The sequence below is a fragment of the Terriglobus roseus genome (genome assembly GCF_900102185.1).
In the GTDB taxonomy this organism is placed as follows: domain Bacteria; phylum Acidobacteriota; class Terriglobia; order Terriglobales; family Acidobacteriaceae; genus Terriglobus; species Terriglobus roseus_A.
In genome coordinates this window covers 447,597-461,925 of record NZ_LT629690.1, presented here as the reverse complement: position 1 = coordinate 461,925, position 14,329 = coordinate 447,597, and the positions used below count along the sequence as shown (strand labels likewise).

Genomic DNA, 14,329 nt, shown 5'->3' with positions numbered 1-14,329 from the left:
GTTAAGGAACTTTACTTTCCTTTTCGGTCTGCACTAGCGCAGCTTGCTGTGCCATATCGCGGAGCGCGAGCAGCACTGCATCGTGAACTTCTTCACGGAAGGCATCACGGACGGTCTGCGCCACTTCATCCGGCTCAAACGGAACATCACTATTGGAGCGATCCAGTACTCTCTCCAATACCTCCTCCACGACAGGCTTCACGTGGATATGTTTGGCAACGATCTTGGCCACGCGACGCACTGGTAGCTCGAGGGACGGTTGCGCAACATCCTGCATAGCCTGGGAGCGTCCCCAATCCTGCTCAAAGACGTGCATCATCTTGTGAATGGCAGGCGCGTTCTCAAAAATAACACCGATCTCGCGACGCGCTTCCAGTTCCAGCTTGCGAAGACTCTGACTGCCTAAAAATGCAGACTTCCCATCACGAATGATCAGGCGCGTATGAAGGCGGGTAGGCAAAAGGCGCAGCGGAAGCGAATAAGCCTTCGGCGAGACACGGCCAATCACCCTCACCTCAATACCCTGCGAAACCTTGTCGCGCAGCAGCGCGATGAAGTCTGGATCGCTGATCTTCATCTCGTACATCAGGATCTGTTTCTTCGCGCCACCGAGGAAGTCCATCAACTCTTTCCGCGCGTTGACCGGACTGACAACCAGCTTCTTAGAAGTTGATACGTATTGTTTGCGGTGCACATCACACTCGAACAACTTGATGGCCTCGGCCACAACAGACGGCGTGGTGATCGCAACCGCGAATGAACGACTCAGCGTGATGTCGAGATGGGTGTAGTTGAACGCAAGCAGATACAGTTCCTTGCGATCAATGATGAACATCTTTCCGTGATAACGGACAAGATCATCCGCGGTGCGCGTGACGGTGATGCCCTTTTCAAGCAGCCGCATTTCCAACTTACGAAGATTCTTCTCCTCGCCACGGTTTGTGAATGCGATGAGCGCCTGCACGGAGACGCCGCGCTCCACGGCCTCAACCAACGCACGTTCAATCTCGCTGCGATCAAAGCGAAAGATGAGGATCTGAATACTCTTCTTCGCCTTCCGCAATGCGTCCAGGATCGGTTCGATCCCGTCCTCCGGCTGCACCATTAGCTTCATGTTTACAGTCGTTCTCCTGCCGGGGGTCACCGGATGCATGTCTCTACATGATGAGGATGCAAATGTAACAGGGGAAGATGTTTTTTCTTACAGTTTGCGCATCTGAACTTCTGTACATCTGGTTACTGAACCCGATGGGAGAACTCTCATGCGTTTGAATCGCCTTTCACACTGGGCGCTGCTTTGTACCCTTTCAGCCGTTCCCTTAGGCTTTGCCGCCCACGCACAGGACGATAGTGCTGCCCAGACTACCCATGCCAAAGTCGCCGACAGCGATAAGGACAACGATCGCGATGTCCGATCCAATGCTGCTCTGTGGGCCAAGATTCAGAATCCCGTTTTGTGGCACAACCCCGGCAACATAGCCGCTTTGGATCTCTACTGGGGGGCGGGCGGAAAAGCCAACCAGCCCAAGCCTCCGTTCGTTTTTCTGAGTGAAGACACGGGTGGAACCAATCCGAAATTCGACGTGCGCGATGCAAACGGAACCAAGTGGCGTGTGAAGGAAGGCGAGGAAGCACAGCCTGAGGTCGCCGCCTCGCGCCTGCTGTGGGCCATGGGTTATTACGCGAACGAAGACTACCTCATCCCCGGCGGGCAAGTGCAAAACGTCAAGATGAAGCGCGGTTCCAACGATCTGAAGGAACGAGGAACGCTCGTCAATGTACGATTTGCGCGCAAACCGGACGGCCAGAAAAAGATTGGCATCTGGGAGTGGAAAACCTCCTCGTTTTACGGCACGCGCGAGTTCAATGGTCTCCGCGTGATGATGGCCGTAATCAACAACTGGGATCTGAAAGACGTTAACAATGCTGTTTACATGGACTCCAAAAACAATCGCCAGATCTTCCTGGTGAGTGACATTGGTGCAAGCTTTGGCTCCAATGGAGTTTCGTGGACGCGCTCGCGCTCTAAAGGCAATATCGACAGCTTCCGCTCATCAGGATTTATTCAGAGCAAAACCAATTCCACTGTGAGCTTCTCAACGCCGAAGAAGCCAACAGGAATGTTGCTCGCAACCATGGGCGCAACTGCTAAGTCATTTGCTATGCGCAAGGATATGGATTGGATTGGAAACGATATTCCGATTCAGGATGCCCGCTGGATCGGTGGCTTGCTTGGCCAACTTTCGCATAAGCAACTGACAGATGTCTTCCGCGCAGCAAACTTTTCGGAAGAAGAAGTTCAGGCGTATGTAGAAGTAGTGGAAAGCCGCATCACGGAATTGAAGAAGCTCTGACGCGGTACGCAATCTAAATAGAAAAGTCGGGCATAATGCCCGGCTTTCTTTTTGCTAAATTCTTACGTGAGCAGTGCGGATCGTTCTTCTTCGTTGTTCTGAAGATCGTTCAGTTCCTGATAAAGGCCGCCCGCTTTGACGAGCTGGTCATGAGTTCCACTTTCCACGACTCGACCGTCCTGAATGACATAAATATTGTTTGCCTTACGTACTGTTGCAAGACGATGAGCGATCACAATAACCGTCTTGTTCTCCATCAAGCGATCCAACGCTTCGAACACAAGATGCTCTGTGTTGGCGTCCAGTGCTGATGTCGGCTCGTCGAGAATGAGAATGCGGCTGTTGCGAACCATTGCTCTGGCGATGGCAATGCGTTGTCGCTGACCACCGGAAAGCAGAATGCCCCGCTCACCAACCACTGTGTCGTACTTATGCGGAAGGTTGTCGATGAACTCCGTGGCGTTCGCTGCTTCGGCCGCCGCAACGATTTCTGCGTGCGACGCTTCCGGACGTCCATAAGCAATGTTGTCCCAGATACTGCCGCTGAAGAGAACCGTGTCCTGCAGAACGAAGCTGAGCTGTTCACGCAGTGAACCTTGCTGCACCTTCGTGACATCCTGACCATCGATTCGAACAGTACCGCTCTGCGCTTCATAGAAACGAGCAATCAGGTTAATGATCGTGGTCTTGCCAGAACCAGTCGGCCCCACCAGAGCGACGACGCAACCAGGATCAGCATTCAACGTAATGTCATGCAGAATCTCGTGTTCGCCGTCATAAGAGAAGTTCACATGTTCGAGACTGATGCGGCCCTCTACGACACGTAATGGCCTTGCTCCCGGGACATCGCGCATCTCGTTGTTATTGCCGATGATCTCCTTAATTCGTTCGTAGCCAATATCTGCTTTGGAATACGAATCCATAATCTTGGAGATGTCCTGCATGGGCTTATACATGCTGACGATGTAAGCGATGAAAATGTAAATCTTGCCGCCAGTCATGTCAGAATCCAGCGCAAGATTGCCACCAAAATACAGAACCAGGCATGTGCCAATGGCGGTAACGATGTTGACGATGGGAACCAGTTTTGCTTTGAGTGTTCGCGCACGCAACGAGGCTTCCACCGTCTCCAGGCTTTCGCCCTCAAGCCGATGAAGCTCATATTCCTCGCGCGAAAATGCTTTCACTACGCGAATGGAACCAAGCACCTCCTGCACCACGGAGATCATCTTGCCTTCCTGCTTGCGCACCTCTCGCGATGCTTTCTTCACGCGACGCGTATACGTGTAAACGATGGCAAAGAGAATTGGCACAACCGCAAGCGCAATCAGCGTTAGTTTCCAACTTAGATAAAACAGCACACCAATCATGCCGAGAATCGTCGCGATATCGACAAGGATGCTGAGGAGACCAGAGACGATGAAGCTCTGAATAGAATCGATATCAGTGGTTACACGGCTAATGAGATCGCCCGTCTTACTGGTGTCGTGGTACGAGAGCGATAGACGCTGTACCTGCGCATACAGCTTGCGACGCAGATCATGCGTGACCCATTGTCCGACGCTGGTGGTGGTGTACTTCTCCCAATACGAGCAGAAGGCATCGACCATCGCAATGAACACAACCGCACCGCATGCGAAAAGAAGTATCTGATGCGGCTCTGTTCCTACTGTGCGCTTGATCAGAGCGAAGAGCCAGCCATGCGATTCCTTCTTGGCGATGACGTTGTCGAGGACAATTTTCAACGGCCACGGCTGCGCAACGTCGGCGATGCTCTCGCCCGCGATTGCGGCGAGTCCCAAAATCAGGGCACGGCGATGCGGACGCAGAAGGTCCTTGATCTTTAATTGCCGGTCCGGCTGCTGGTTGTTGTCCACTGCCATTGCGGCGTTATCTCCGTGCTTCACTTAGTTCTTCTTGATCTTGTGGCGCAGATACTGCCGAATGTCGTCACCGAACTCTTTGAACTCCTGCGTACCCATGCGGCTTGCGATACTGCCCAATGAGCCCGTCGCCACGCGGGCCCAATCACGATCCCGTTCAGGATAGATACCATTTGCAAGCGCCTGACTGGCAACAATGCCGGTAAGCAATGGGATGTTTGCTGTATCGCCACCACTGTCTTTGTGTGTGATCAGCACTCGCTCTGCTGCATAGACCACGCGTGACTTGAAAGAATGCCCGGCTCCGAGCACGTAATACCGCGGATCGTCCCTCAGAATTGCTGACATGCCACCGTTCATCATGGCCTGGACGCTCTGACGCGCATAGTCAGCGCCGACACGCTCACCGTAGGCCCCGCTGTCGGTACCGTAGTGTGGTCGCGAATCAAACAGTTGCTGTCGGCCACCAGTGAATGCGGCGGAAAAGACTGCACCGACTGTTCCCATCTTCAGGATGGAAGCAGCGATCTTATCCTTTGGTCCCCATGGAACTGCGGTGAATCCCGGCTTGATGGTGTGGGCATACTTTCTAGCAACCGTGGGTGCTGCAGTTGGGGTCTGCCCTTCAACCTCGCTGTTCATTGCTGCAAAGGACGAAGCAGGCGCTTGCGAACTGCTGAAACCAGGAGAGTCTGGGAGAGAGGCAAGCACATCGGCCTCGACAAGCGCACGCTCTGGCAACGCGCTCACCTGGGCGCTACACGAGAGGGAGAAAAGCCCCACAATAAAAACACAGACACTGTACCGCGAAGTTGAAGACATCATTTCTGCGTATTGGACGCCGCACCACAACAGGCTGTTGCATAAATGGGATAGAGGAAATCAACCCCCGACACAGGGCTATTCTCAGAAGTTGTAGGCACAAGAAAAGCCCGCAGAATCGCGGGCTTTTCTCACGTACTGAGGAATCGCTTACAGCGAACTCATATTGTGCAGGAATTCCTGGTTGTTGCGGGTCTTGCCCAGCTTGTCCGTGAGCAGTTCCATAGCTTCCACCGGCGACAGCGGATTCAGCACCTTGCGCAGAATCCACGTACGCTGCAGGTCTTCCTTCGGAATCAGCAGCTCTTCCTTACGTGTTCCGGAGCGCTGGATGTCGATAGCCGGGAACACGCGCTTATCAACAAGCTTGCGATCCAGGATGACTTCCATGTTGCCCGTGCCCTTGAACTCTTCGAAGATCACTTCGTCCATACGCGAACCCGTATCGACGAGGGCTGTTGCCATGATGGTGAGCGAACCACCCTCTTCAATGTTGCGGGCCGCGCCGAAGAAGCGCTTAGGGCGCTGCAGAGCGTTGGAGTCCACACCGCCCGAGAGCACCTTGCCCGAAGGCGGCACAATCGTGTTGTAGGCACGTGCAAGACGCGTAATGGAATCCAGCAGGATGACCACGTCGCGCTTGTGCTCGACCAGGCGCTTCGCCTTTTCGATGACCATCTCTGCCACCTGTACGTGGCGTGCAGCGGGCTCGTCGAAGGTGGAGGAGATGACTTCGCCCTTTACGGAGCGCTGCATGTCGGTGACTTCTTCCGGACGCTCGTCGATGAGCAGAACGATCAGCACAACCTCAGGGTGGTTTGCCGTGATGGAGTTCGCGATGGACTGCAGCAGCACGGTCTTACCGGTACGTGGCGGAGCGACGATTAGTCCACGCTGGCCCTTGCCCACGGGGGTGAGCAGGTCCATCACGCGTCCGCTGATGTTGTCGCGAACGGTCTCCATCTTCAGGCGCTCATCTGCATAGAGCGGCGTCAGGTTGTCGAACAGAATCTTGTTGCGTGTCTCTTCGGGCGACTCGAAGTTAATCGCCTCAATCTTGACCAGCGCAAAGTACTTTTCGCCTTCGTGCGGGGGACGCACGTTACCGGAGATGGTGTCACCGGTCTTCAGGTCAAACTTGCGAATCTGCGAGGGAGAGACGTAAATGTCATCAGGACCGGGCAGGTAGTTGTAATCCGGCGAGCGGAGGAAGCCATAGCCGTCGGGCAGGATTTCAAGAACGCCCTCGGCAAAGATGTGGCCCTCTTTTTCGCTCTGAGCCTGGAGAATTTTGAAGATGAGGTCCTGCTTGCGCAGAGCGCTGGTGCCTGGAATTTCAAGGCCGCGTGCGAGCTTTCCGAGTTCGGCAATGCTCTTTTCTTTGAGTTCAGTGATGGTCATGGGTACCTGTGTACGTTCGTTCCGTGATGTAAGGAAGCGGTGAAGCTAAGGCGGGGGTTGCGGTGCGGAAGGGTGATGCGGGCTGGTACGGGTAAAGCTTGAGTGCAGTAATTGTTCAGGACTGCAAGTTCTACGGTACAGCGATTGTATTGCAGCAGCGAGAAAACGGTGCGGGGACCGCACGGCCGGTTAGGCCGCGCGGCGCTCCTCGATGGTCTCCAGTACAGCAGCCGGCTCGGGGCCAGTCTTCAGATCGCTGGGAGCGGTCTCGCGGAAACGATCCAGCACTTCGTTCGTGGTGTCTTGCAGACGGGTGTTGGGCTTATGAAGCTTGCGCGTCGCCTTGCTGGCGAGCTGGCAGAGCTGGTAGCGATTCTGGACGTGGGTAAGAGCGCCAAAAATCAGATCAGAGCGCATGATTCTCCTTCTTCATCAAGTCTCACGGTCCCTTTCAGGATCCGCTGACAGATAGATCGCGGCACACTGCCGCAGCGTTACGTTTTGCGCAGTATCTCCTCCTCAATGAGGAGTACACTGCAGGATTTCCGGCATGGACCTGCACAGCTCTTCTGGCGGCGCTTAAGGCTCCGTTGCCTTCACTTCTTGAATCTCAGGGACGATTCGGGATCGTTGCGCCGGCCATCCGCGCAGCTTTGAGAATCGCATTTCCCAATATATGGGATTCACCAACACCCGGCCTGGATGCGTCGGCAGGAGGGAGATTCGCCGGATTCTTTTCTGAACCGGCCAAAATCAGCTCCAAAAGCACCATAATTGCTTCACCCTTGATTATCAATACTTATTTTCGGAAGAAATCACGCCAAGACTTCCAAATTGTGGAGAAAAATTGACGACCTCCCGTAAGTCCTGATGAGTCAGTCTTATGCCCAATAGCTGCGATCCAGTGTCCGGTACTGGATCGCTTCGGCGATGTGCTTCACGACGATGTCTTGAGCCCCTTCCAGGTCCGCAATTGTCCGAGCCGTCTTCAGAATGCGGTCATGGGCACGGGCGCTGAGTCCCTGCTGCTGCATGGCTCTCTCCAGGAGCCGTTCGGCATCGCTGGACAGCTCACAGAAGACCCGGATCTGCTGACTCGACATCTGCGCGTTGCTGTAGACCGGGCGGTGCCGTTTGGTGGTCTGCTGGTCCCCGACCTTTCCAAAGCGTGCCGCCTGGCGTTCCCGGGCAGCCAGAACGCGGTCGCGAATCTGCGCGGAGGTCTCCCCCTCACTTCCCTGCCGGAGTTCCTTATATTGCACGGCGGCCACCTCAATATGGATATCAATGCGGTCCAGCCACGGTCCGCTGACCTTACTGACGTAGCGCTGAATCATGGGCGGCGTACAGGTGCAATCACGACTCTTGTCGTTGAAGAAGCCACATGGGCACGGGTTCATTGCTGCCAGCAACATGAACCGTGCCGGGAAGCTCAGACTCATTGCCGCGCGAGAGATGGTCACCGTTCCGTCTTCCAACGGCTGACGGAGCACTTCCAGAACATTGCGCGGGAATTCCGGCAGTTCATCCAGGAAGAGCAAGCCATTGTGAGCAAGCGAAACTTCACCGGGACGAGGCACCATGCCGCCGCCGATCAAGCCTGCGTCGCTGATGGTGTGGTGCGGTGAACGGAAGGGCCGATGTGCCACCAATCCCTCATTGGGTTCAAGCACTCCCGCGACCGAATGAATCTTCGTAGTCTCCAGAGCCTCGTTGAAGATGAGTGGCGCAAGGATCGATGGCAGACGCTTGGCCAGCATCGTTTTGCCGCTGCCCGGCGGTCCGATCATCAGCAGATTGTGCCCGCCAGCCGCGGCCACCTCCATGGCTCGCTTCGCCGTGTGTTGACCACGAACATCCTTAAAGTCCAAGGGGAAATGCTGCAGTTCATTCAACACTTCACCGGGCTGAATTTTCAGCGGGTGAGCATGCTGGCCGCCGAACGCAAAACTATTGAGTAGTTCGCGAACCTCTGCCAAGGTGCGGACCGGATATACATCCACGCCTTCCACCACAGCGGCTTCACGCGCGTTTGCTTCCGGGAGAATCACATTGCGGATACCAAGTTCCCGGGCCATGACTGCCATCGGAAGAACACCCGGGACCGCGCGGAGATTTCCTTCCAGGCCTAACTCGCCAACCAACAGGAAGTCCGACAGATCCTTGATCTGCAAAGAACCATACGCACCGAGAATGCCGATTGCGATCGGAAGGTCGAACCCCGAGCCTTCCTTCTTCAGATCAGCTGGCGCGAGATTGATCGTGATGCGAGTGGGTGGAAGATCGAATCCGGAATTCTTGATCGCGGCGCGGACTCGGTCGCGGCTCTCACGCACGGCAGCGTCCGGCAACCCGACCGTGCTGAAGGTAGCGTCCTTCATGCTCATCACACCGGAAAAGTCGACTTCTACATCAATGGGATGAGCATCAATGCCATACACGGCTGCGCTACGCGATTTGAACAACATGATTGTGTGGGGAGGTCTCCGACTGGCAGTGTACTCGCGGCGGCGCAATGCCGTTGCAGGAAACCACAACCGGCATCCGCAGAGGCATCACGTCAGGGGCGTTTATTCAGTTGTATCCCGTTTGCATTTATTCCTATAGTTAAAGAACACGCGCAACGAGATAGCGTCGGGCCGTTTCCCAAATAGGGACACGAAGGAGCAATTGTTGTCAGACCTATCGGTTTCAAACAGTACCGCGGAGATTGTGGCTCCTTCCATCGGCCCACAAGAAACCAAACAGAAAATCTATTCGATCCAACACCTGCGCTGGTTTGCGGCAACGCTGGTGGTGATGCGCCACACACTTGGTCATTTTCCTGATGAGGTCATCTCGCGTAACTACCTCACGCGATCCGGCGAGTTCGGTGTCGACATCTTCTTTGTTATCTCCGGCTTCATCCTCTGGTACATCTCAGCGCAGTCGCGTCCGCGTCCATTCCCGTTTCTCCTGAACCGCATCACGCGTATCTATCCTCCGTACTGGTTCTTCACGTTGGCCATGGTTGCCACGGCGATCGTTTTGCCGAAGGCGTTTCGCTTTGCGTATGTGAAACCACTGTTCGTTGCGAAGTCATTGCTCCTGTTTCCTGCGTGGCATCCGATCTTGCACAACATCAACCCGGTACTGCCGATTGGCTGGACGCTTCAGTACGAAGTGTTCTTCTATCTTCTGTTCGCGGTTCTATTGCTACTGCCACCTTCCAAGCGCCTGCTGGGAAATCTGTCCGCCCTGATTGTTCTGGTGGTGCTCGGGAGATTGGTTCACTTCAACAGCCCTCCACTGCACGTGTATACCGATCTTCCCCTGCTGGAGTTTGGCGCGGGCATGGTGATTGGCGCGCTCTACGAGAAACGTCGCCTGGTCCCGCCCTTCGTGGGAATCGGAATGGCCATCGTCGCTCTCGTCTGGATGTATCCGATGACGAGGTTCGTGGACAGCGTCTATCGACCACTCGCATGGGGACCCCAAGCCGCTTTACTGGTCTACGGCATCCTGAGCGCTGAGTACGGTACGCGCGTTACCTGGAACCTTCGTTTGCTGGAGTTGTTGGGAGACGCATCTTATTCCCTCTACCTGTGCCATCTCTTTGCGCTTGGAGCGTTGCGGATGGTCTGGAAGCCGTTTCCAGAATTCGGCACAACGGCGTGCGTGCTCTATGTTTTGACAGGTATATTGCTAGCCACCGTCATGGGTTTGCTAAGCCATATCTATCTGGAAAAGCCCATGGTGAAGGTGATGCGTCGCTTCGTGGAGCGCTTCCTCGCGAAGAAGAAATCCACGACTGCTTTTCCTGTTGAATCGCGCGCTTAAGGGCGCGCCATCTTAGGGTGTCTACGAAGCGGCAAAATTAGTCGTTTCCGCATCCATGAATGACAGAAGGATTCCATGCCTAGGTTCTATATTCCTGCCCTACTTGCATTCACGCTACTATCTGCCACACAGCCGCTCTACGCCCAATCATCCTCCGCAGACGGCACGGTTGTAGGAGCGACCAATGAAACCCGGCCGCAGATGTTGCGCGACGCTGCGTGGACGCGCCTGGAAGACGGCGTGACTGGCACAAAGAACACTGACACACGTATCGCTGCGATCTCTGCGCTCTCCTTGCTGGGTGGTCAACAACGAGCGGAGAAACTGGTCGGCAATTGCCTGCACGATCCCGACATTGACGTTCGCCTCGCGGCAATTGTTGCGGCCGGAGAACTGATGAAGAACGGCAGCGCAAATGTATTTTCCAACGAGTTGCGGTCGGAATTGGACGACCAAGATCCCAAGGTTGTCTTCACAACAGCCAGCACACTCTGGAAACTGGATGATCCTTCAGGGGAAGACATCCTGCTCGCGGTGGCCGAGGGCGAGCGCTCTGGCAACTACAACTTCTGGAAAGGCAGCACGCATCAGGCGAACAGGACGCTGCATAGCCCAGTGGCGTTGATGAAGATTGCCGCACAACAAAGCATCACCATCCTGGTGCCGCCAGTTGGTATCGGCATGGGAGCCTATAACTACCTCAGGGGTTCTGGTGGCGTTTCGCCCCAGATCACTGCCATCAACCAGATCGGTAAAGAACGCACGAATCCGGCCAAGATTGCGTTGATTGAAGCCACCAAGACCAAAGATCCGGTGGCACGTCTGAGCGCCGCAGAAATCCTCAGTAACTATCCTGGCGATGATGTCACCGACGCATTGCGGCAGTTGATGACCGATGACAAGGAGAATGTGCGCTTCTCCGCAAGTGCTGCTTTCATCCGTCAGACCACGACGCCCGGCGCAACATCACCGACAAAGCGCAAGAAATAATTCCAACCTACCGGAGCAACACAAAGAGACTAGCCGCAGCGCCTAGAATAGCGCTGTGACTAGTCTCTTTGAACTTTTCAAGATCGGTATCGGCCCTTCCAGTTCGCATACTGTTGCTCCCATGCGTGCAGCCCAGGCATTTCTTCGTGGCTTGCAGCGAGCGAATGTCTTTGATCGCGTGCAACGTGTGCAGATTGATCTGTATGGTTCGTTGGCTTTGACCGGTATCGGGCACGGAACAGACTCCGCAGTATTGACTGGACTTGCAGGAGAGATGCCGGACACGATCGAACCGGAACTCCACAAAACTATTCTGAGTGAGGCTGCAGAGGGCAGCCTGTCGTTTGGAGGAACGAGGCGCATTCCATTTCAGCGCGACCGTGACCTGCTGTTTCACAGAGATCAGATGTATCCCGAGGCAGATGTAGTCACCCATCCCAACGGCGTACGTTTCAGCGCCTTTGATGAAGCCGGTAACAAACTTGCCGACGAAGTCTTCTATTCCATCGGAGGCGGCTTCATCGTGACGGCTGAACGCTTCTCTGCAAGCGGCGCTGCCACTCCTGAGTCATCACGCGATATCCCCTACAACTTTCGCAGTGCGGCGCAGCTGCTCGCATCAGCGGCAGCAGCGAACATCACCATTGCGGAACTGGTCTTCGCGAATGAAGTTGCGATAATCGACGACAGGAAAATTCCGCGGCCACGTATCGACAGCACCGGCGATGCCGCCACCGATGTACGTAATGGCGTGCTCGCTCTGTGGGCTGTGATGGACGACACCATTCAACGCGGCATTCTGAATGAAGGAACGCTACCCGGAGGTCTGCAGGTACGCCGACGTGCGCCACGCCTTTCCGCTCGTCTGCAAGAGAAAGGTTCATCCGATCCTCTGGCACCTCTGGATTGGGTCACCGTGTTCGCGATGGCTGTGAATGAAGAGAACGCTGCAGGTGGGCGCGTGGTAACTGCGCCGACTAATGGCGCCGCCGGTGTGGTGCCCGCGGTGGCTCGCTACTACAAGGACTTTATTCCCGGAGCAGATGAAGACGGACTGATGCGTTACTTCCTTACTGCGGCAGCCATCGGCATTTTGTACAAGGAGAATGCATCGATCTCTGGCGCTGAAGTGGGATGCCAAGGTGAGGTTGGTGTTGCGTGCAGCATGGCTGCGGGGGGACTTGTCGCTGCGCTCAACGGAACAAACGCGCAAGTTGAACACGCTGCCGAAATTGGGATGGAACACAACCTCGGCATGACGTGCGACCCCATCGGCGGACTTGTGCAAATCCCGTGCATAGAAAGAAACGGCATGGGTGCCGTGAAGGCAGTAAACGCCGCGCGCATGTCCATGAACGAACTCGACGAGCATAAAGTTTCGCTCGATCAGGTGATCCGAACCATGTATCAGACTGGACTCGATATGCAGTCGCGTTACAAAGAAACTTCTCTCGCCGGACTTGCATTGAATGTCATCGAGTGCTGACAAAACCAGCATGGATATTGGCTAAAACGAACATCCTTCACGATGCGTCATCTCGCCGTGTAACGTCGTTACATTCGATCCCGCGTCAACTTCGTGAGCGATGCGAAGCATCATCAACAGGACTTCCGGGTTGCGATTGACCACCTTAAGTTTGTCTTGCGCATGCACACGAGACGCTGCAAAGGAACTGGCCCGTTACAACCTTAAAAACTTTTTTGTTGACACTCTTCGCACGTGCTTCTATACATTCGTTAGCTGCAACATTTGAATGCAGCGCGCAGTCTTCTCACTCAGGGAGAGTAGGCAAGACGGCAAGACAATGCGAAGCGGTGGCAAAGGCCGCAACGCAACAAGGCAAAGCAACTTCAGACGGGGAGCGCGAAAGCGCTCCCCGCGTTGTGTTTGCGCATGAATTCGCATCACTCATTACACTGAAACAGTTATGACTCGCCGTCGATGGATTGCTGATACATGGAATAAAGAACGCACTGAAGCCGCACTCACCGGCGATCAAGCCGCGCACCTTGCGCGTGTTCTCCGAGCACAGCCCGGACAGATCTTTGATGTCGTGGCAGATGGTTTTTTACATCGCGCGGAAGTAAAGAGCGTTGGTGATGACGAAGTTACCTTCGCTCTTCATGAAGAGCAGGAAGCAGAGGTCGCCCTGCCCGTCCACCTGCTGCTTGCTGTCTTCAAGTTCGATCACCTGGAATGGGCAATTGAAAAGGCGACAGAACTTGGTGCGGCGCGCATCACTCCTGTGCTTGCACGACGCACGGAAAAGCATCTGTCCCAAGCTGCGACAAAACGTGTGGAGCGCTGGCGGCGAATCGTTCGTGAAGCATCGCAGCAGTCACGCCGTACCGATGTACCGGAAGTCGATGACCCCGTAACGCTGAAACTGTTTCTTCCGACAGTGGACGCTAATCTGAAACTGCTGTTGGCAGAGACAGAAGAAGAGAACACCATCCGCGCCGCTCTCGAAGCCGCTCCAGCAAACGGAAGCATCGCACTGGCGATCGGCCCCGAAGGCGGATGGACCGCCGATGAGATGCAACTCTTTCGCGATAGTGGATGGCAGCATGTGACGCTGGGGCCACGCATTCTGCGCGCAGAAACGGCAGCGATCGCGGGTCTCGCGATCGCTGCAGCATTGAGGAACTAGCGCCTGGGTCTATGTCTGCGAAGTGTCCATGCCCAGCAAAGTGCACTTATCCCGAGAGCGAGAGTTATAGGGTGCAGGCGTGGATGAACAGTCGCGTTATATCGATGATCCCAACGGGAGTAATCCCCCACGATGCCAAGCGTTGTCAGGAATAATCCAAGACACAATGCAATCGTCATCTTGGTATCCCGTTGGATCATTTATTCGTTGCGCCCGAGCAGAGCCATAAGAACGAAGGTAACAAGCAGGCAAAAGATACCTGCTCCTAGTGCCGGCCAATGAATGGTCCAGATAACGGGATGCATCATGCTGGTTTCACCCCAGCCGGGATCGCGCGTGATGCCGAAGTGCAGGATCAGCGCCATGCCGAGTACCGCAACCGCCATTTGTCCCACGCGCAGCAACATCG

At 55.1% G+C, this 14,329-nt stretch carries 12 protein-coding genes; 5 read left to right on the top strand and 7 right to left on the bottom strand.

Translation table 11 applies throughout. The features are described from left to right. Nucleotide 1 precedes the first annotated feature (1 nt). Nucleotides 2–1,114 (bottom strand): phospholipase D-like domain-containing protein, encoded by a 1,113-nt coding sequence (locus tag BLT38_RS02150; protein ID WP_231966694.1) that lies wholly within the window; start codon nt 1,112–1,114, stop codon nt 2–4. Between the two features lie 148 nt (nt 1,115–1,262). Between BLT38_RS02150 and BLT38_RS02145 the strand changes: the two genes are divergently transcribed. Next, the gene (locus BLT38_RS02145; RefSeq protein ID WP_083343696.1) at nt 1,263–2,354 is read left to right on the top strand and encodes a hypothetical protein; all 1,092 of its coding nucleotides are present in this window, start codon (nt 1,263–1,265) and stop codon (nt 2,352–2,354) included. 62 nt (nt 2,355–2,416) lie between these two features. On the opposite strand, the gene BLT38_RS02140 is transcribed toward BLT38_RS02145, so the two are convergent. From BLT38_RS02140 to BLT38_RS02120, 5 genes are all read right to left on the bottom strand, one after another. Then, nucleotides 2,417–4,261, bottom strand: a complete 1,845-nt coding sequence (locus tag BLT38_RS02140; protein WP_231966693.1) for an ABC transporter ATP-binding protein — start codon at nt 4,259–4,261, stop codon at nt 2,417–2,419. Further along, a complete protein-coding gene (locus BLT38_RS02135) occupies nt 4,262–4,987 on the bottom strand; it encodes a hypothetical protein (protein WP_156784979.1) in 726 nt (241 codons plus the stop codon). A gap of 222 nt (nt 4,988–5,209) precedes the next feature. Continuing rightward, complete coding sequence (gene rho / locus BLT38_RS02130) at nt 5,210–6,460, bottom strand: transcription termination factor Rho (protein WP_047496024.1); 1,251 nt, start codon at nt 6,458–6,460, stop codon at nt 5,210–5,212. A 189-nt stretch (nt 6,461–6,649) separates the two neighbouring features. Beyond that, a complete protein-coding gene (locus BLT38_RS02125; RefSeq protein ID WP_047496028.1) occupies nt 6,650–6,877 on the bottom strand; it encodes a hypothetical protein in 228 nt (75 codons plus the stop codon). Between the two features lie 464 nt (nt 6,878–7,341). After that, nucleotides 7,342–8,928 carry a YifB family Mg chelatase-like AAA ATPase gene (locus BLT38_RS02120; RefSeq protein WP_083343693.1) on the bottom strand — a complete coding sequence of 529 codons (1,587 nt, stop codon included), beginning with the start codon at nt 8,926–8,928 and terminating at the stop codon, nt 7,342–7,344. 205 nt (nt 8,929–9,133) lie between these two features. Here BLT38_RS02120 and BLT38_RS02115 point away from each other — a divergent pair, with 205 nt between their 5' ends. The 4 genes from BLT38_RS02115 (at nt 9,134) to BLT38_RS02100 (ending at nt 13,920) form a co-directional block, all read left to right on the top strand. After that, nucleotides 9,134–10,279 (top strand): acyltransferase family protein, encoded by a 1,146-nt coding sequence (locus tag BLT38_RS02115; protein WP_083343692.1) that lies wholly within the window; start codon nt 9,134–9,136, stop codon nt 10,277–10,279. A gap of 75 nt (nt 10,280–10,354) precedes the next feature. After that, complete coding sequence (locus BLT38_RS02110; RefSeq protein WP_083343691.1) at nt 10,355–11,269, top strand: HEAT repeat domain-containing protein; 915 nt, start codon at nt 10,355–10,357, stop codon at nt 11,267–11,269. Between the two features lie 55 nt (nt 11,270–11,324). Then, nucleotides 11,325–12,755: an L-serine ammonia-lyase gene (locus BLT38_RS02105; protein ID WP_083343690.1), complete on the top strand. Its 1,431-nt coding sequence runs from the start codon at nt 11,325–11,327 to the stop codon at nt 12,753–12,755. Between the two features lie 442 nt (nt 12,756–13,197). Further along, complete coding sequence (locus tag BLT38_RS02100) at nt 13,198–13,920, top strand: RsmE family RNA methyltransferase (RefSeq protein ID WP_083343689.1); 723 nt, start codon at nt 13,198–13,200, stop codon at nt 13,918–13,920. Nucleotides 13,921–14,120: 200 nt separating this feature from the next. Here the strand turns inward: BLT38_RS02100 and BLT38_RS02095 are convergent, their stop codons facing one another. Further along, on the bottom strand, nt 14,121–14,327 hold the full coding sequence (locus tag BLT38_RS02095) for a hypothetical protein (protein ID WP_083343688.1): 207 nt from the start codon (nt 14,325–14,327) through the stop codon (nt 14,121–14,123). Nucleotides 14,328–14,329 lie beyond the last annotated feature (2 nt).